Raw genomic sequence first — 19,737 nt, forward strand, 5'->3', positions numbered from 1 at the left:
AGAAGAGAATCGTCCAGCTCCAGGCGCCAGCGGCTATCGTCATAAGCGGTGATCCCCTCCGGGAGGAAAGGGCACCTCCCTGCGGGAACCCCCGATTATGCGTACGCCGCTAAGCGGGCGCCTTGCGCATTTGTTCCTGATCTTCAATCACATAAAGTCATGTTTAACGAGTACAGCTTTTATCGCAGTGTAACTCACTTCATCCGGAAGACGCTCCTTCAGCGGTTTCAGCTTCTTTTCATCCAGTTGCTCGTGTTCATGGAGTATGAGTGCCTCTGCCTCACTGGTGAAAAACAAATTCCAATCTAGTTGATTGCCTTCCTTTGCTGCTTTGAATAAATGGTTTTCTACGGTCCGGGTGGTTAAACCGCGTTCCTTTGCGATATCTTTTATGTCACGGCCTTCGCAAAACTCTTCATATGAAATCATATGGCTGGGTCGGCTGTCATCAGCCTCCTTCTTTTGGATGGCTGCAGAAGAAAGGGAAGGAGAGGGAGTGTGTTTTTCGATCGGCCCATGATCATCAAGAAAACGGATAATGCCTTCTAAAAACACTTCACCGTACTGATCAAATTTCTTTTCCCCGACGCCTTTTATCTGCAGCATCGCTTCTTTTGTTTCCGGAATGAAGCGCGCCATTTCCTTCAGGCTTGCATCTGAAAAAATGACATAGGGCGGCACCCCTTTTTCTCCGGCGATCGATTTCCGCAGCATACGCAATGCTTCAAACAATCCGGAATGGTAATCATCCTTTACGGCTGCCGCTTTTGGAAGGGCCTGGACATAAACGGTTTCATTTCCTTTCAGGACCTCGCCTGCAAGCGGGGTGAGCTTCAAGGTCGGAAATTTGGCATCTTCTGTCTGCAAGTAGCCGTCTGCAGCAAGGTAGTTGATCAAGTTCATGATTTCCTTCTCTGTATAATGCGACAGAAGTCCATACGTTGACAGCCGGTTAAAGTTGAAGTCGATGACTCTCTGGCTTTTTGACCCCTTCAATACTTTTGCGGTCATAGAAGCGCCGAACCTTTCTCCCATCCGGGCCACGCACGATAACACCATCTGGGCTTCGCGTGTCATATCCGCGCGGCTCCCGCCTCCGAGGCAATTGCTGCAGCGGCCGCACTCACCGGGACCGGCCGGATCGCCGAAGTAATCAAGGATATAGCGCTGCAGGCACCGATTCGTATGGCAATAACTTGCCATGTCCTGAAGCTTTTTATATTCCTGGCGTTTTTTCATTTCATCCATAATGGATTGCTCAATTAAAAACTTCTGCAGCTGGATATCCTTTGCCGCAAACAGCAGGATGCACTCACTCGGTTCGCCGTCACGTCCGGCGCGTCCGGCTTCCTGATAGTAGGACTCGATATTCATCGGCAGAGCATAATGGATGACAAAGCGCACGTTGCTTTTATCAATTCCCATACCGAATGCGTTTGTGGCAACCATGACGGCAGCCTCATCCTGAATGAAGGCTGATTGCGCTTCTTTGCGGGCGGTTTCAGACATTCCGGCATGATAACGGGCCGCTTTTACGCCTTTGTCCGCAAGCATTTTGTACACCTGATCCGTCACTTTGCGGGTCGGCGTATAGATAATTCCGGATTCGTTCGGTCTTTTTTCCACATAATCAAGCAGGAAATCAGGCTTCGAGGCTCCTTTAACGTTTTGGAAATAGAGATTTTCCCTGGCAAATCCCGTGTTCACGATATGATCGGATTGGATATCCAGCAGTGATTGGATATCGGCGATCACCTCATCAGTGGCGGTGGCGGTAAGGGCCATCAGGACAGGCAGTTCAGGCAGTTTTTTTAAATTAGGAATGATAGAGCGGTAGCTTGGCCGGAAGTCATGTCCCCATTGTGAAATGCAGTGGGCTTCATCGAAGGCGATCAAAGAAAGGGGGAGATTACTGATTGCATGGATGAAATCCCGTGATTCAAACCGTTCCGGTGCGACATATACAAACTTAAAGAGACCTGCCTGCAACTCTTGAAGCCGTTCTTGCTGTTCTGTGAAATTCAACGAACTATTGATGAACGTTGCATCCACGCCGGCGGCCGTCAAAGCGTCCACCTGGTCCTTCATCAAAGAGATAAGCGGTGAAATGATGACAGCGGTTCCTTCCTTGACGAGGCCGGGAATCTGGTAGCACAGCGATTTTCCGCCCCCTGTCGGCATGACAGCCAGTGTATTTTCATGACTGAGCGCATGCCCTACGGCCTTTTCCTGACCCGGGCGGAATGATGTATATCCGAAGTATTGTTCAAGCACTTGTTTTGCTTTCGTAAGCATATTTCCCATCCTTTTGCTTCATTTGCTTCCTTTATCGTAACAAATTCGGGCAGGGAAGGGGCGGGAAAAGAAAAATTCCCCCCCATTCTTGTGAAGATGCACATACTGGGGAATCAGGAAGGCGCATTCCGTTTATCTTCACACACCATCAGTACATTCCCATCAGGGTCCCTGAATGTGCAAAAAGATATGTCGTCATGAATCTCAATTTCACCTGCAACTTCAATTCCTTCTTCAACAATAAAGGCATAAGAAGACTGGAGGTCATCTGTGTCAAAAAACAGCAGCGGCAGGTTGTCTGTGGAAGGAGCAGCCCGATGATGGCTGTCGAGGATGATTTGGCTTCCGCCCTGCACCGGCGAATCATAAATGTTGCCTTCATGTGCGGCCTCACGGATAGGCAGGCCGAGGAGCCTGCTGTAAAAGGCGATGGCGCGTTCCATCCCGGATACATGAATGAAAACGGCCCCGGCCTGGTTTTTAATTGGACTTTTCATCACGATTTCCCCCTTCTTGGCTTTTGTTTCAGATTAACATAATGTGGAATGCGAATGGCTGATATTCTGCAATTCAGCGGATGTTTTCACCCAAGAAAAACGTTCACTCACACAGTTCTCGTGTGAGTGAACGTTTCCATTTCTCCGGGCCGGTGAACGGGAAGGCCGTCCGGGTCAAGTTCATTCCACAGAAAAAAACCGGCAATCATGCCGGTTTTTTGCGTATGCGGTAACAGCTCCAGGGACCCAACCATGCCACAGGATGCTCGATTTTTTAATGATCGGCAGGCACCCCATACCAGGAGCCCTGACCCTAAAAGCACGAGTATCTCGTGTGTGTTGCTTCCGCTGCGAACAGATGGGGCGGGTAAACCAAAAATCTCTATTTTCAGCAGCCTGGAAACGAGAAAACCCCCTGTATGAATAGACTCGACTCTCCATCAGAGCAGTCATGCATTCTAAATGCTTTGCATCATATCCTTCTGGAAAAAGTTCATCGATTGGTACTTCGATTTTCGAACGGAACCAACCAGGATGGCTGAGTCGCTGCAGCTGTTACTTGAATTCATCTACATTTTAGCATTGCAGCAGCGCTTATTCTGTTGAGGAAATGTGAACATTCAAAAGATGTTGCAGCGAGACGTCATGCACATATAGTGCAGGTCAATGGAGGCTGAATCCGCAATGAATCTTTTTGGTAAGTCAGTGCTGATAAGTTTTTTTAGAAAAAGTGTTGTTTTTAGATAATTAAGAAAATTATAATAAAAGAAGGAGTGCCGGTTTTTGTTTTGAAAACGCTTTCTATAAAGATACCCTGGAAAGCAAAAGCCGGAGTGTACTTATCACAAAGAGAGGAAGGGGATCAATGGCTTTTCATCCGACAATAGGAACGATTTTCGACCAGACGGTTCTGAAGTACCCGGAGAAGGAGGCCCTGGTGGACAAGACGCTGAATAAACGATGGACGTATGAAGAATGGCGCGATGATGTCCATCGCCTCGCGAATGCCTTGATGCAGGCAGGTGTAAAAAAAGGGGACAGGATTTCAACTTTCCTGTTCAATTCCAGCGAACTTGCCACCGTCTTCTTCGCCAGTGCAAAAATCGGAGCAGTGCTGAACCCGATCAATTTCCGGCTGAAGGCTCAGGAAATCGATTATATACTCGGCGATGCGAAACCGAAGGTGTTTTTATTCGAAAAAGCACTGGCCAGTCAGGTGGAAGCAGTATACGGGCAACATCCTGAAACGGCATTCTGGTATATCAATGAAGAAACGCCTGTATACGCCGAAAATTATTATGAAAAAAAGAACAGTGCTCCAGCTGATGAACCGGATGTTGAGGTAAGCGAGGACGATATATATGCCATCATGTATACAAGCGGGACGACCGGACGGCCAAAAGGAGTACTGCACCGTCACCGTGATATTGTGGAAATGAGCTTGATCTGTGCTGCGGTGATCAAATTGTCTGATCAGGATATCGGACTTGTCACTGCCCCGATGTTCCACTGCGCCGAGCTTCATTGCGCTTTCCTTCCGCGCGTCCATACCGGCGGAAGCAATATTATCATCCACCATTTTGATGCAAAACAGGTGCTTCAGACGATTGAGGAGGAAAACGTGACAACTTTCTTCGCAGCACCGACAATGTGGAATATGCTTCTTCAGGAAAACGTTGAAACCATGAAGCTTGACTCCCTGCGTGTCGGTCTCTATGGAGCGGCACCAATGGCTCCTGTCCTTGTGAAAGCAGTACGTGAGCGCCTTGGAATTGATTTGATCCAGGCATACGGACAGACGGAAATGGGGCCTGCGGTCACATTCCTGGCAGAGAATGAGCAAATCACAAAAGCGGGTTCCGCCGGAAGGGCCGCCTATAATCATGAAATCCGTGTGGTTCGGCCAAATGAAAACGGCCCATCAGAACCGGAGGACATATTACCGCCTGGTGAAGTGGGCGAAATCATCATCAAGGGGCCGTGCATGATGGCCGGATACTATAACAGGGAAGAGGCGACTGAGAAAGCGCTCTATAAAGGGTGGTACCATTCCAGCGATCTAGGCTTCATGGACAGGGACGGTTATTTATATGTAGCCGACAGAGTCGATGACATGATTATCAGCGGGGGAGAAAACGTGTATCCGCGGGAAGTGGAAGACTTGCTGCATGCCCATGAAGGGATTCTTGACGTTGCCGTCCTGGGCGAGCCGGATGAAAAATGGGGCGAGCGGGTTGCAGCCTTTGTTGTTAAAAAAGATGAAACGCTGACTGAGGAAGAGTTGGAGGCCTATTGTAAAAACAGTGACCACCTGGCTGACTACAAACGACCGCGGACGTATTATTTCGTGGACGAGCTGCCTCGAAACGCCAGCGGCAAAATCCAAAAGTTCCTGTTGAGGAAGCAGTTTGAAGAAAAGCAGGCAGATCCAACAGCATAATAATACAAGGACATTACAGAAATGGAGGAAGCATACATGACAGCAGCTTATATAAAAGAGGAACATCGCATATTCAGGGATGCCGTCAGAAAGTTTCTTGATAAAGAAGCCCGCCCTTACTATGACCAGTGGGAAAAAGACGGAATCATTCCCAGGTCGCTCTGGACCAAAATGGGGGAAAACGGTTTTCTTTGCCCATGGGTCAATGAAAAATATGGAGGATTTGAAGCCGATTTCGGCTACTCCGCCATTTTGAACGAGGAATTTGAAAGAATCGGATCGAGCCTGGTCGGAATCGGCCTGCATAACGATATTGTGGCGCCATACATCGCTGATTACGGGACGGAAGAGCAGAAACAGCGCTGGCTGCCAAAATTCATCAGCGGAGAAATGATCACTGCTATTGCGATGACTGAACCTGGGGCCGGGTCGGATCTCGCAGGCATCAGGACAACAGCTATCGCAAATGGAGATCATTATATCGTAAATGGCGAAAAGACATTCATCACCAACGGGATCCACTCCGATCTTGTAGTAGTAGTCGTAAAGACGGACCCGAAAGCAAATCCGCCCCATAAAGGGATGAGCCTGATTGCGATTGAGCGTGATACACCTGGATTTTCACGCGGCCGTAAGCTGGAAAAGGTAGGCCTTCACGCCCAGGATACAGCAGAGTTGATTTTTGAAGATGCGGAGGTGCCGACGGAAAACCTGATCGGTGAAGAGGGTAAAGGATTCTATTATTTGATGGAAAAGCTGCAGCAGGAGCGACTTGTTGTGGCAATTGCCGCGCAGGTGGCGGCAGAGGAAATGATGAAACAGACCCTTGACTTTGTGAAGACGAGAAAGGCGTTCGGAAAGCCGATCAGCAAATTGCAGACGGTGCAATTTCGCCTTGCAGAAATGGCGACCGAAATCGAAATCGGCAGGACATTCATTGACGATCTTATCACTCGCCACATGAATAAGGAGGATATCGTTTCCCAGGTATCGATGGCAAAATGGTGGACAACCGAAATGGCGAAACGGACAGCCGCCGAAGGCATACAGCTCCACGGCGGTTACGGGTATATGGAAGAATACGAGATTGCCAGAAGGTACCGCGATATACCGGTATCTGCCATATATGCGGGCTCAAATGAAATTATGAAGTCAATTATCGCAAAGCGGATGGGCCTGTAACGATGACAGCAGGCTTCCAAATGCTTGAAGGAATCCGTGTTCTTGATTTTTCCCAGTATCTCCCGGGCCCTTCGGCAAGTTTGCGGCTTGCCGATATGGGGGCGGAAGTCATCAAGGTGGAATCACCTGCTGGCGATCTTGCCCGCAGTGTCGGCGGAAGCAGCCAGGAGAACACTCCGGTTTTCAGGCTCAACAATTCCGGAAAGAAAAGTGTGGTCGTAAATCTTAAAGAAAGGGAAGAACGCGAACGGATACTGAACCTTATTAAAACGGCGGATGTGCTGATCGAAAGTTTCCGGCCCGGGGTGATGCGCAGACTGGGGCTTGATTATGAAAGTACAGGAAAAGTGAAGCGGAATCTCATTTATTGTTCAATAAGCGGTTACGGCCAGGACGGAGAATTCAGCAGGCTGGGCAGCCATGATCTGAATTACATGGCAGTGAGCGGGATGCTTTCCCAATTTAAGGACAGCAAGGGCAGGCCAGTGCATCCGACGGTCACACTTGCTGACATGGCAGGCGGCATGGCGGCCAGTGAAGCGATCACAGCAGCGCTTTTTAAAAGGGAGCGTACAGGTGAAGGCAGTTATATCGATCTTGCGCTGATTGATGGAATGGCGGCATTTTTAAGCCACCATTACACCATGAGTGCCGAATCCGGCATTGAAACGGGCATTGAACCGCTAAACGGCCAGCTTGTGTCCTATCACTTATATGAAACGGCGGATGGCCGGTTTGTAAGTCTTGCCGCCCTCGAACCGAAATTCTGGCGCAGCTTTTGCGAAGCTGCCGGAAAAGAAGAATGGCTTTCAGCCCATCTCTCCCCGGCTGATTCAAGTAATCCGGTATATGCCGATATCCAATCCTTTTTTCTATCGAAAACGATGAAAGAGTGGCGCATATTCGGTGAAACCGTGGATTGCTGCCTTATACCTGTCCTGGAACCCGGTGAGGCGTCAGCCCACCCATTACTGAAAGAGAGAGGTCTTGCAAGAAGCGGAAACGGCGGCGGTGTCCTGACGGCTACCGGCTATGGACGGCCAGCCGGCACCCGCGGGCCCTCTCCGGAACTCGGTGAACATACTGAAGAAGTGTTGGGCATGTTACCTGTAATGAAAATCAGAGAGGATGAGAAATAATGATGAATACACCTTTACTGCTGCCTTTGATGATGGAACATGCGGAGAAGTTTTTTTCAGAGAAGAAAGTGATCAGCCGTACAACAGCCGGAAAGATGGAAATGACATACGCAGAAATCGGGCGCCGGACGAGGGCTCTTGCCAGCGCTCTTGAAAAGCTGGGCGTCGGGCGCGGCGATAGAGTGGGAACCTTTGCCTGGAACCATCATCGCCACCTTGAAGCTTATTTCGGAATACCGGGCATGGGCGGTGTCCTCCATACGATCAACTTGCGTCTGTCTCCAGAGCATATCAGCTATATCGTCAATCATGCTGAAGATAAAGTTCTGCTGATTGACGCCGATTTGCTCCCGCTCATTGAAAGGGTGAAGGATGCATTTAATACGGTTGAAGCTTATGTTGTGATGACAGATGATGAAACTCTTCCGGAGACGTCACTTTCACCTGTTTATCATTACGAAAAATTGCTTGCGGACGGGGATGAAGATTATGAGTTTGTGAAGGACATGGACGAAAATTCACCCGCCGGCATGTGCTATACGTCAGCGACAACCGGCAATCCTAAAGGTGTCGTCTATTCCCACCGCGGCATTGTGCTTCACAGCCTGGCGCTGGGGCTTGCAGACAGTGCAGCCATTTCGGAATCTGACCGGGTGATGCCGGTTGTGCCGATGTTCCATGCGAATGCCTGGGGTATGCCTTTTGCTGCTGTGTGGTTCGGCTCCACACAAATTATGCCCGGTCCGCAGTTCACGCCGAAAGTGCTTGCCGAATTGATCGATCAGGAAAAAGTGACACTCACAGCGGGTGTACCGACAATCTGGCTCGGTCTGTTGAAAGAGTTGGAAGAAGGAAACTATGAAACATCGAGCCTGCGTGCCGTGCTTTGCGGGGGATCAGCTGCTCCGAAAGGAATGATCAAGACATTTGAATCCAAATACAGCATTCCATTCATCCATGCATACGGAATGACTGAAACATCACCGCTTGTTGTCCTGTCGAGGCTGAAGAGCAATCAGGAAAATCTGGGAGAGGAAGAAAGACTTGATATCCGAGCAAAACAGGGATACCTCGTGCCAGGCGTGGAAATGAAAGTGGTCGGTAAAGATGGTGAAATAAAATGGGACGGCGAGGAAATGGGTGAATTGCTGCTGCGCGGTCCCTGGATTGCGAGTGAATATTATAACGATGACCGAACAGAGGAGGCATTCCGGGACGGCTGGCTGTATACGGGTGATGTGGTCACTGTCGACAACGAAGGGTTCATCAAAATCGTCGACCGTACGAAAGATTTAATCAAGAGCGGCGGTGAATGGATTTCATCCGTCGATTTGGAAAATGCACTAATGGCGCATGAGGGCGTTTTCGAAGCAACAGTCATTGCAGTGCCGCACGAGGAATGGCAGGAGCGGCCGGTTGCTGCGGTTGTCCTTAAAGAGGACCACAAAAACAAGGTAACCAAAGAAGAACTGCTTGACTTTTTGCGGCCGCAGTTTGCGAAATGGTGGCTTCCGGATGATATCGTCTTCATGGAAGAAATTCCAAAAACGTCTGTCGGAAAGTTCCTTAAGCGGGCCCTGCGTGACCAATTGAAGGAGCATTTGTCTTCGCGTCAGGCATGACAGTCTAAAAGAAAATGGTTTTATTTATATGAACGGTGAGGAAAGAAAGGCATGGAGCGGCTTACCTGCGGCACCTGTACTTCTGGGGGCTGAATCCGGGCAAAACGAATAACAGGGGGAGATGGACGGATGCACTTAGGTTTGACACTGGAACGGAACGTTTCAAGGCTTGGTGAGAAACCGGCACTCATTTTTGAAGGAAGGACAACATCTTATCGGCAGCTGAATGCGGATGTGAACCGGATTGCAAATGGCATGATTGAAGCCGGCATTGAAAAAGGCGATAAAATCGCAATGGTCATGAAAAACTCGGATGACTTTGTGAAGGTTTTTTATGCCATTATGAAGGCCGGAGCTGTCGCGGTGCCGGTAAACTTCCGGCTGACCGCTTCTGAAATCAACTACATCCTTGGTGATTCAGATTCCGTGATGGCCGTTTTTGATTCCGAATTTGCAGAAGTCATCAACAGAGCGTCCGAAGGGATGGATGCCATCAGCCATAAGGTTGCGGCCGGAGGGTTCAAGGAGCCGGGACAGGTGTCACTGGAAGAGTTCATATCCGGTGATGAAAGCAATCCAGGCGTTGACATAAGCGAGAGTGACGATGCGCAAATTTTGTATACGAGCGGGACGACCGGGCGGCCGAAAGGAGCACTCCTCGATCACCACCGCGTATTTCATGTCGGTGTCAACCTCATGGCGATGATGGCTGTCACCCCTGATGACAGGATGCTTCATCTGGCACCGCTCTTCCATTGCGCCGAACTGAACTTGTTCATGGTTCTCGGTACATTTGTCGGCTGCACGCAGATCATCCATAAGGACTTCAATCCGGTTGATGTGCTGAAAGCGATCGAAGAGCATAACATCACGCTCTTCTTCGGTGTGCCGACGATGTACAACTTCCTTCTTCAAGTGCCGAACGCAAATGAATTCAATCTGTCTTCCATCAGGGCATGTGCATATGGGGCCGCTCCGATGCCGGTATCCCTTATTGAAAAATCGATGGAATTGTTCGGCCATGACCGGTTCTATAATCTTTGCGGTTTGACAGAAGGGGGTCCGACGGGTATTTGTCTCACCCCTGAAGGACATAAGACGAAGCTTGGCACAGCCGGAAGGCCAATCCCGGGTACGGAAGCAAGGGTTGTCGATGATACCGGTGAAGATGTCGAGCCAGGCCGAATCGGCGAGTTCATTTTGCGCGGCGAGACGATCATGAAAGAGTATTACAACAAGCCGGAAGAAACACAAAAAGCGCTGAAGGACGGCTGGCTGTATACCGGTGATCTCGCTGTCATTGATGAAGACGGCTACATTTCGCTTGTCGACCGTAAAAAAGACATGATCATTTCAGGCGGTGAAAATGTATACTCAACTGAAGTGGAACAGATTTTATACAGCCATCCGCAAATTCTGGAAGCGGCAGTCATCGGCGTCCCGCATGAAGTCTGGGGCGAAACGGTTGCAGCTGTCATCGTACCGAAAGAAGGGCAGGCAATCGATCATGAAGAAGTGAGGGACTATTGCCGGCAATCGCTGGCAGGATACAAAGTGCCGAAGATCTTATATGAAATGGAGCAGCTTCCGCGCAATGCATCAGGTAAAGTGCTGAAATACAAGCTCCGATCCCAATATTCGATAGATGAAACCGACGAAAAGAAGATGAACATGTAAATTGCGGTAAGCGTTTGAGGAAACGGTAATTGCTCCCTCAAAAAAGGAAATCTGACAGAGGTTGTCGAATGATAAATGTGATGGGTGAAAAGCCGGAATACGGCCCGCTGCATGACAGCTGACGGATTGCCATCAGCTTGCATGGGCGGGTTTTTCCTTGAGGTCGAACGAAGCACATTCATGTACATAACGAAAAACCAGGAGGGGTAAAATGGAACTTCTCAGTGAGACGAAAACAATCAATCTTCAAAAGGAAGGCAGGATTCTGTTTCTTGAACTGAACCGGCCGGACGTACTGAATGCAATGGACGTGGAAATGATTCATGAATTAAATGAAACGATGCGGGAAATCAGAGAACGAAAAGAAGAAATCCTTATCATCACAGGGAGCGGACGGGGGTTTTCCGCAGGCGGTGATATCCGGACGATGCTGACAGAAATGGATGAGTCACAATTTGATCCGGTAATGGACAAAATCAGTGAAATGATCAGATCCCTTTACACGATGCCAAAACTGGTCATCAGTGCTATTCACGGTCCAGCCGCCGGACTTGGCTTCAGCTTTGCTCTCGCCGCTGATTACCTGATTGCGAGCCCGCAGGCGAAATTCGCCATGAACTTCATCAAGATCGGCCTCATACCGGATGGCGGCGGCCACTTCTTTATGGATAAACGCCTGGGACCTGAAAAGGCGAAACGGATTATATGGGAAGGTAACAATATGGAAGCGGCAGAAGCGCTTGAAGCCGGATTGATTGATGAAATTGCAGGTGAGGATGTCCTGGACGCGGCCCGATCAAAGGCGGATGAATGGCTGAATCACCCGGTCCTGGCAATGATCGCCACAAAACAGATTATGTCCAATCTTAATGTTGAAAAACTTGACCGCGTTCTTGGCATGGAAAAAGTGAAACAATTGGAAATGCGAAGAACGGAAGATCACCAGGAAGGCATCACCGCTTTTTTGGGTAAGCGCAAACCGGAATATAAAGGGCGCTGAGAGCCGCTGTAGTGCCAACATTTCATTTATTGAAAAACGCCTTCCACACACTTCATCCAGTGTGTGGAAGGCGTTTTTAATAGTTAGGAGCTGTAGTCAGGAAAAATTGCCCTGTAAACGAGGGCGGCCCTGGAACCGTTTTATTCCGCTAAGCGGTTGCCATACACATTTCTTCTTTAACGTGAAGAGGAGTTAAACGCGACAAGTTCCCCTGCGGAAGAGGTGACGCGGTAGTTCCGTTTGTCGTACCCTTCATCCTCAATGCGGTTTTCACCTATTTGTTTTGCGTCATTATCATTTGGTGCTTCATATGTTTCCTCAAGCAGCTTTTCGCCGCTGTCATCAAAAACAGTAAGTGTATACGTCTTCATCTTTTACATCCCCTTTGTCGAAAATCGTCTAGTTAACATATTCGCAATCATTTCCTTTTTTCCTTCTTCTTCATTTAAAAAAATGAAACCTGAACTTCTGTGCAAACGTTATAATAGATATAGATGAGGAGGGACAATCATGACTCTGAAGATTGACCATGTAACAAAACGTTTCGGTTCATTTACAGCAGTTGACGATTTAACGATTGAAATACCTGAAAATAAGATATTCGGATTTCTTGGAGCTAATGGAGCAGGAAAGACGACAACATTCAGGATGATTCTTGGCTTGCTCAACAACAGCTCGGGGTCGATAACGTGGAATAACAAGCCGATCAATTATGAAACAAGTGACATGATCGGATATCTTCCTGAAGAGAGGGGTCTTTATCCGAAGCTTAAAGTACGGGAGCAATTCTTATATCTAGGGAAGCTGAAGGGAATGACAAAAAAAGATGTCATCCGCGAGGCTGAATACTGGCTTGACCGGTTCCGTGTGCCTGAATATATGGATAAAAAAGTCGAAGAGCTGTCTAAAGGAAACCAGCAAAAAATACAGTTCATTGCCGCCGTCATCCATCGGCCGAAATTGATTATCCTTGACGAGCCTTTCAGCGGACTGGATCCAGTGAATGTCGAAATGCTGAAGGAAGCGGTCATCGATTTGAAAGAAAAAGGGTCATCGATTGTGTTTTCCAGCCACCGGATGGAACATGTCGAGGAATTATGTGAAAATTTGTGCATTCTGCAAAAGGGAAAACCGGTCGTTTCCGGTTCATTGCGTGAAATCAAACGGACATTCGGCAAGAAAAATATTGATATCCGTGCCGATTTCGATATGGCTGACCTTAAGAAGGCACCGGGGGTGGTCCGGCTGCGGAAACAGGCAGATGGTGTCCTGCTGCAGGTCGAAAATGAGGAAACTGCGGCAGGTGTTTTTGATCTGGTAAAAAATCGCGGGTTTGTCCGGAAGTTTGAATTGGAGGAACCTTCACTGAATGATATATTCATCGAAAAGGTTGGTGCTTCATATGAATAAATTCTGGATTATTTTATCCCATACATACCTCACCAGGCTTAAATCGAAATCGTTTATTATCACGACCCTTATTACGGCGCTCGTCATAACCGGCCTTGCTAATTCATCGAAAATCGCGGATTTGTTTACCGGCGGGGAGACAGAAGCAGCAGAGATTGCGGTCATTGACCGGACAGAAGTCTCGCTGGAACCCCTCAGAGCACAGTTGGAAGCCGCTGATACAAAAATCACGCTCACTTCTTTTTCCGGTTCTGCAAAAGAAGCCGAACAGCAGGTGAAGGATGCCACATACACCGGCCTGCTTATCATTGAAACGGGGCCGGACGAGCTGCCGCAGGGAACATATAAAGCCATGCAAATTGCAGAGCAGAAAGTGTCCGGCGCCCTGGAGAATGCCCTGCAGCAGGTAAAAGTGGCGGCGGCAACGAGCCAGTTGGGGCTCAGTGGGGCAGAAGTGGCTGCTGTGTACAGCCCCGTACAGTTTGAACAGGAGGCGCTGCTGGCCAGTGCGAAAACAGCCGAGGAACTGAATCAGGCTCGCGGTCTCGTTTATATTCTGCTGTTTGTCATCTATTTCTCAGTTATTTTCTACGGAAATATGATCGCGATGGAAGTCGCGATTGAAAAGTCATCGCGGGTGATGGAAATCATCATTTCCAGCGTTTCGCCGGTCAAGCAAATGTTCGGAAAAATTTTGGGAATTGCTTTGCTCGGTTTGACGCAGTACATTTTCATCATTGGGATCGGTTATTACTCTTTGAAAGAGAACATGGACGACCTGCAGGGGGGATTCTTTGATGTGATGGGCCTTGGCGGCCTGCCGTTATCAACATTCGTTTATGCTGTCGTATTCTTTATTCTTGGATACTTCTTTTTTGCCACTCTTGCAGCTATGCTCGGTTCGCTCGTAAGCCGTATCGAAGACGCCCAGCAGATGATAATGCCAATGACCCTGTTGATCGTGGCAGCTTTTATGATCGCGATGTTCGGGTTGACCAACCCGGAAACGATGTTTATTACCATTACATCTTTCATTCCGCCTTTCACACCGATGATCATGTTCCTGCGCGTCGGCATGCTGAACGTTCCGGCATGGGAAGTTGCGCTAAGCATCGGCCTCATGATCGTTTCGATATTGGCCCTGGCCGTCATCGCTTCGAAAGTCTACCGGGGCGGTGTGCTCATGTACGGCAAGTCAACATCATTAAAAGATTTGAAGAAAGCGATGAAGCTTTCATAAACCCGTGGGGCATTGCCCCCCGGTTTTTTCGTGTGGTGCCTGTCACCCGTCGGGGTATGACAGTATTTGTCGAAAATTCGACAGGTGCCTGTCACTCCAAGTAGAATATAGAAAAGACTCACGGAAAGGGTGCTGCACAATGGATTCGCTGCGTTTTATTCATGCGGCTGACTTGCATCTTGACAGCCCGTTTAAGGGGCTGCGGTCGCTTCCTGCCGGGCTGTTTGAGAAAATGGAAGATAGTACATATACGGCGCTCAAGCGCCTTGCCGATACAGCGATCCGGGAGCGGGTTGATTTTGTTCTCATTGCAGGAGATGTGTTTGATAACGAAAACCGGAGCCTGCAAGCCCAGCTGCGGTTCAATCGGGAAATGTCCCGGGTCGCCCGCGAAGGCATCGATGTGTATATCATGCACGGCAACCATGACCACTTTTCCGGCACGATGAACGAGCTGTCGTGGCCGGATAATGTCCACTTTTTTCCACCCGGCAAGGTGAAGATGCTTCCTTTCTACAAAAAAGATCTTCTTGTTGCCGGCTTGTATGGCTTCAGTTACCAGGAGCGGGCCGCAACTGAAAATATGACTGGTTATTACCGGAAAGAACCGGGTCCGCTTTACCATATCGGCGTCCTTCACGGCAGTGAAGAGACAAGTGAGGGACATAGCCGCTATGCCCCCTTCAAGACGTCGGAATTGGTTGAAAAGGATTTCGATTATTGGGCCCTCGGCCATATTCATAAGCGAAGCCGGTTAAGCACACACCCTCCGATAATTTATCCGGGCAATCTGCAGGGGAGGCACCGCAAAGAATCAGGTGAAAAAGGGTTTTACCTCGTGGAAATGCAGGGACCGGAAGAGGCAGCCGAACTTCATTTTCATTCGGCCCAGGCCGTCAAATGGAGTACAATCGACCTGCCGATCAATGGACTTTCAAATGTAACGGAACTTACAGGCTTGCTCGAAGAGAAAATGGAGGAAACCAGAACAGAGGGGAACGGTGTTTTACTGGATATCCGGTTCATCGGTGACGGACCGCTGCACACCGAACTCCAGGAGGAAGATTTCCTGGAAGACCTTGCTTCCATTTTAAATGAAGGGGAGGAACTCGAAGATTCGTTTGTATGGGTGAACTCCTGGCAAATTGAAACGGTGCCGCATTGGAATCGGGAAGATCTGGCAGCTGATGGGCATTTTCTAGGGGATTTGATCCGGGCGATTGACGGCTTTGAAGAAATAGAGGAAACACTAGCGCCCCTATACCGTCATAAAAAGGGGAGAAAATATCTCCCGCGTCTCGGTGAAACAGAAAAACGGCAACTCCTGGAGGATGCCGAACGGCTGCTCCTGAATGAATTGCTGAAGGAAATGGACTGAAAGGAGGGGTGATCGATGAAGATCGATTCATTGCATATCTACGGGTTTGGCGGACTTGAGGACGTGAAGGTTTCTTTTCAATCGGGCCTTCAGCTTATCTATGGGGAGAATGAAGCGGGCAAATCAACCCTGAAAGCCTTCATCTTGAGCGTCCTGTTCGGTTTTCCTTCACGGCAGCAAAAAGCGAACCGGTATGAACCGAAAAGCGGCATGAAGTACGGCGGAAGTGTCACCGTCTCAATCGAACCGCACGGACTGGTCACAATTGAGAGGGTGAAAGGCAAAGCAGGCGGGGAAGTGGCCGTTTTGTATGAAGATGGCACGGCTGGAACCGGGGAAGATTTACAAACACTGCTAAAAGGCATGACCCGCAGCAAATTCGAATCGATATTTTCTTTTGGGCTTGACGGGCTGCAGGAGCTCGAAAATGTAAATGCGGATATGGTTGGGGAGTATCTGTTTGCAGCCGGGATGACAGGGGCCGGTTCGCTGGCACGTGTTGAAAAACAGCTTCAAAAAAGCCTCGAGGACTTATATAAACCGAACGGCCGCAAGCCTGTGCTCAATCAAAAAATGGCTGAAGCGTCCGAACTTGAACAGGTTGTCAAAAAGAAGCAGGAGATGCTTAAGGATTATGAAGAAACGGCAAGAGAGCGCTCTGCCCTGCAGGAGGAAACAGAAAAACTCCAGATTGAGATCGCGGATATGAAAAAAGCCCTCGAAACGCACCGTCTTGTAAAATCTGTAATGCCATATATCGAAGAAAAAGAAAAATTGTCAGCAGAGCTGCATGGATTGGATGCTCCAGCTGCATTTCCGGAAAACGGCCTGGAAGAACTCGCTTCCCTGCAATCTCAGCTTGTGCCGCTGGAAAGCAGCCGGAACGGAATGCTCGCCAGGGAAAAACAGCTGAAAAAAGAATATGATGCCCAGATTGTTGATGAAAATTTGCTGGCCCTGCAAAAGCAAGTGATTGAACTGCATGAATATAAACCGGTGCAGCTTAAAACACGTGAGGAATACCATGCGGCCAGGCAGGCAGCGGACAAAAGCTTTGAAGATCTTGAGAAGGGATTCGGTGAATTAGGGCTCCCCGTCAGCAGGGAAAGTGTCGAACACCTGAAAGAAGTCGTGCAATCGAAGCCTGTTTTGGATGAACTTCACAGCCGCCAGGTTAAACTGGATGAAAAAAAAGCACTCCTGGACCGTGTCTTCCATGATGCCAAATCAGAACTTGAATATGCAGAAAAAGAAGCGAAGCATCTAAAGTATGAGGTTTTACCTTCAGACAAACGGAGAAAATTAGAAGAAAAGCTGGAAAATATCCATAACAGAGCAGAACAGGCAGCACGCAAGAAGTCTCTTGAAGGTGCGCTTGCTTCTTTGCCGAATGTAAGCAGGCAAAAAGAACAGGCGGCGAAGCCGCTGCTCCCCGGCATCATCCTGTTTTCTGCGACAGCTCTCGCTTCCCTGCTTTTACTTATCGAACAAAACTGGCTGATTCTTGGACTGGTCCTGCTTTTGGCCGGCATCGGCTCCCTTCAGCTCTTCTCAAGCCGGAAAACGGGCGGGAATGCAAAAGAGTATTCGGCTGAAAGAGCGTATCTGATAGAGCAGCTCAAAAGACTTGATGCTGAACTTGGTGAAAATGATGTTTCAGAATTTGACCGCACCGAAATTGAACAGAAGTTAAAGCGGGATACAGAGATTAAGAGTAAGGCAGAGCGTGCTGCAGACAAGGTGGCTGCTGCAGAAAAGCAATTTGATAAAGTCGTCAAACAGTTCGAGGAATGGGAAAAAGAGTCCAATGAATTTGCCGGTGAAAAAGAACAGTGGTGTACTGGAGCAGGTTTTTCGGCTGCACTCCCTCTGTCAATGCTGCAAGAAAAAGTGGCTTCAGCTGGAAATTTGGCAAGAGCATATGAAGACTCCGATCATCATAGAAAACAACTTGCTCACCTGAAAAAAGAGTATACCGATTATGGTGAACGGGTAGCGGAACTTTCCTCAAAGGTGATGCCCGAAGAAAAGACCCGCGATCCAATCGTATTAATTGAAATCGTATACCGCCGCCTCCAGGAGGAACTAGAAAAGAAAAATGCCAAAAACCAAATCGGTATCCAACTGTTCAACCTGCAGACAGATATGAATGAACTCGACGGACGGATTGAATCCATCCGCCAGGAAATTGAAAAGCTCCTTTCCTTTGTCCCGGCAAGTACTGAAGAGGAGTTCATCCGCCTGGGTAAAAACAGGAAGGAAAGTGAAAGAATCAAGCGTGAACTTGCCGGTGCAGAAGTTCAAATTGCCAGGCTTCTTGCAGGCCGAGCCGGCGAAAACGAAATAAAAGAGAAAGCTAAAGACGTCACACAGGATACCCTGGAAAATATGGAAGTTATGCGGGATACAGCAGAAGGGAAAGTTAAGGAAAAAGAGAAACGTCTTGCAAGACTTGATGAAAAGATGGTATTAATGGTAGAAGACGGGACTGCGGCTGCTGCGGTCCACAAGTTTGAATATAAAAAATCCTATCTCGACCGGGAAGCGAGGAAATGGGCGGTTTACGCCATTGCGGCACGCCTGCTGGAGAAAACAAAGGAGCAATACCGGGAAACAAAGCTTCCGCAGGTGATCAAGGAAGCTGAACGTATTTTCGCCCTGTTGACAGGCGGCCGTTATGTAAGAATCCATGTCCCGGGGGGCAAAGACACCTTTATTGCCGAACGGGTTGACGGCTTGCGTTTTCTGCCGAATGAATTAAGCCAGGCGACGAAGGAACAAATGTATCTGGCCATTCGGCTGGCCCTGGCAAAGGTTTACCCTGTGTCTGTGACATTCCCGCTCTTGATCGATGACGGGTTTGTCAACTTCGACAGGGAGAGGACTGAAACCGTAATGGATTTATTGAAAAAAGAGGCGGAGCATCGACAAGTTTTCCTGTTTACCTGTCATCCCCATCTGCTTGAGCATGTCAATCAAACAGATGTCATCCATTTGAGCAGGGCGGGGGCGGAGCATATTCCGGCTGAAAGGTAAATAATGTTTTGGAGGTAATATCGGTGAATGAACAGCAATCGGCAGAAGAGTGGGGCGAGTATGAAGAACTAAAAGAAAAATTCATCCAAATAATCGCCAGTAATATGGGCTTGTATGGACTGAATCAGTCTATAGGCCGCCTGTACGGAACGATGTATTTCGCGGGTCAGCCGATGACGCTTGATGATATGCGGGAAGCCCTTCATATGAGTAAGACAAGCATGAGTACTGGCGTAAGGACCCTGCAGGAAATGAAAATGGTGGAACCTGTTTTTAAAAAAGGCATACGTAAGGACCTGTACCAGACATCTGAAGATTGGTACCAGTCGTTCATGGAACATTTCTCCAAACGATGGAAAAGCGGCACCAGGCGCAACGTGGAGGAAGCCGAAAAAGCGATAAAGAAATTGACCATGATTCGGGAAGAGACAGACGACAGCAGTCTGACAGCCCGGATTGATGAAGATATAGAAAAACTGGATTATGCTGCTGAATATTATTCATGGCTGCTTCAATTCATAGAAGTGGTGGAAACGGGCAAAATCTTTGATTTCATCCCGCGTCCGGAGCAGCCGAGGAAAAGGAGATGAATGGCGGAAGCCATGCATCTCCTTTTTTGCTGTCAGAGCGTTTTTCTCTGTTAATTAGAATGTGTCTACCTGGCCCAATTAGACTAAAGATGTTTTACATTCCATTTGAAATGTTGTACGGCAAAACCGAAACCCACACTGTTTTCCTTTACAAACAGATGACAAGTTATACAGCAAACATTCTAGTACGTGCAGTCCCCGCAACTCCTGAACCGGACTGGCAACATGGGA

14 protein-coding genes are annotated in these 19,737 nt (G+C 48.5%); 11 read left to right on the top strand and 3 right to left on the bottom strand.

Annotation, left to right across the window (positions count from 1 at the left end; all coding sequences use genetic code 11):
- Window positions 1-147: 147 nt before the first annotated feature.
- Both recQ and A4U59_RS14390 read right to left on the bottom strand, forming a co-directional pair.
- A complete protein-coding gene (recQ, locus tag A4U59_RS14385; protein ID WP_066174204.1) occupies window positions 148-2,295 on the bottom strand; it encodes a DNA helicase RecQ in 2,148 nt (715 codons plus the stop codon).
- A gap of 113 nt (window positions 2,296-2,408) precedes the next feature.
- On the bottom strand, window positions 2,409-2,792 hold the full coding sequence (locus A4U59_RS14390; RefSeq protein ID WP_066174206.1) for a VOC family protein: 384 nt from the start codon (window positions 2,790-2,792) through the stop codon (window positions 2,409-2,411).
- An 865-nt stretch (window positions 2,793-3,657) separates the two neighbouring features.
- Between A4U59_RS14390 and A4U59_RS14395 the strand changes: the two genes are divergently transcribed.
- From A4U59_RS14395 to A4U59_RS14420, 6 genes are all read left to right on the top strand, one after another.
- Window positions 3,658-5,232 carry a fatty acid--CoA ligase gene (locus A4U59_RS14395; protein WP_066174210.1) on the top strand — a complete coding sequence of 525 codons (1,575 nt, stop codon included), beginning with the start codon at window positions 3,658-3,660 and terminating at the stop codon, window positions 5,230-5,232.
- A 36-nt stretch (window positions 5,233-5,268) separates the two neighbouring features.
- Window positions 5,269-6,414 carry an acyl-CoA dehydrogenase family protein gene (locus A4U59_RS14400; protein ID WP_066174213.1) on the top strand — a complete coding sequence of 382 codons (1,146 nt, stop codon included), beginning with the start codon at window positions 5,269-5,271 and terminating at the stop codon, window positions 6,412-6,414.
- Window positions 6,415-6,434: 20 nt separating this feature from the next.
- Window positions 6,435-7,553, top strand: a complete 1,119-nt coding sequence (locus A4U59_RS14405) for a CaiB/BaiF CoA transferase family protein (RefSeq protein ID WP_066174313.1) — start codon at window positions 6,435-6,437, stop codon at window positions 7,551-7,553.
- Window positions 7,553-9,175, top strand: a complete 1,623-nt coding sequence (locus A4U59_RS14410) for a long-chain fatty acid--CoA ligase (RefSeq protein ID WP_211274944.1) — start codon at window positions 7,553-7,555, stop codon at window positions 9,173-9,175. The genes A4U59_RS14405 and A4U59_RS14410 overlap by 1 nt, the downstream gene beginning before the upstream one ends.
- Window positions 9,176-9,304: 129 nt before the next feature.
- Window positions 9,305-10,852, top strand: coding sequence for a class I adenylate-forming enzyme family protein (locus A4U59_RS14415; protein ID WP_066174219.1), 1,548 nt, complete (start codon window positions 9,305-9,307; stop codon window positions 10,850-10,852).
- Window positions 10,853-11,063: 211 nt separating this feature from the next.
- Window positions 11,064-11,852, top strand: a complete 789-nt coding sequence (locus A4U59_RS14420) for an enoyl-CoA hydratase (RefSeq protein WP_066174222.1) — start codon at window positions 11,064-11,066, stop codon at window positions 11,850-11,852.
- A gap of 176 nt (window positions 11,853-12,028) precedes the next feature.
- Here the strand turns inward: A4U59_RS14420 and A4U59_RS14425 are convergent, their stop codons facing one another.
- Window positions 12,029-12,223, bottom strand: coding sequence for a YhzD family protein (locus A4U59_RS14425; protein WP_066174224.1), 195 nt, complete (start codon window positions 12,221-12,223; stop codon window positions 12,029-12,031).
- Window positions 12,224-12,362: 139 nt separating this feature from the next.
- On the opposite strand from A4U59_RS14425, the gene A4U59_RS14430 reads away from it, so the two are divergent.
- The 5 genes from A4U59_RS14430 to A4U59_RS14450 all read left to right on the top strand — a co-directional run bounded on the left by A4U59_RS14430 (window position 12,363) and on the right by A4U59_RS14450 (window position 19,506).
- The gene (locus A4U59_RS14430; protein ID WP_066174226.1) at window positions 12,363-13,262 is read left to right on the top strand and encodes an ABC transporter ATP-binding protein; all 900 of its coding nucleotides are present in this window, start codon (window positions 12,363-12,365) and stop codon (window positions 13,260-13,262) included.
- A complete protein-coding gene (locus A4U59_RS14435; protein ID WP_066174315.1) occupies window positions 13,255-14,502 on the top strand; it encodes an ABC transporter permease in 1,248 nt (415 codons plus the stop codon). Before A4U59_RS14430 ends, A4U59_RS14435 begins: the two co-directional genes overlap by 8 nt.
- 139 nt (window positions 14,503-14,641) lie before the next feature.
- On the top strand, window positions 14,642-15,880 hold the full coding sequence (locus A4U59_RS14440; protein WP_066174228.1) for a metallophosphoesterase family protein: 1,239 nt from the start codon (window positions 14,642-14,644) through the stop codon (window positions 15,878-15,880).
- A gap of 15 nt (window positions 15,881-15,895) precedes the next feature.
- Complete coding sequence (locus A4U59_RS14445) at window positions 15,896-18,916, top strand: ATP-binding protein (protein WP_066174232.1); 3,021 nt, start codon at window positions 15,896-15,898, stop codon at window positions 18,914-18,916.
- 23 nt (window positions 18,917-18,939) lie between these two features.
- Window positions 18,940-19,506, top strand: coding sequence for a GbsR/MarR family transcriptional regulator (locus tag A4U59_RS14450; RefSeq protein WP_066174235.1), 567 nt, complete (start codon window positions 18,940-18,942; stop codon window positions 19,504-19,506).
- Window positions 19,507-19,737: the final 231 nt, after the last annotated feature.

Source organism: Bacillus marinisedimentorum (assembly GCF_001644195.2).
Lineage (GTDB): Bacteria > Bacillota > Bacilli > Bacillales > Bacillaceae_O > Bacillus_BL > Bacillus_BL marinisedimentorum.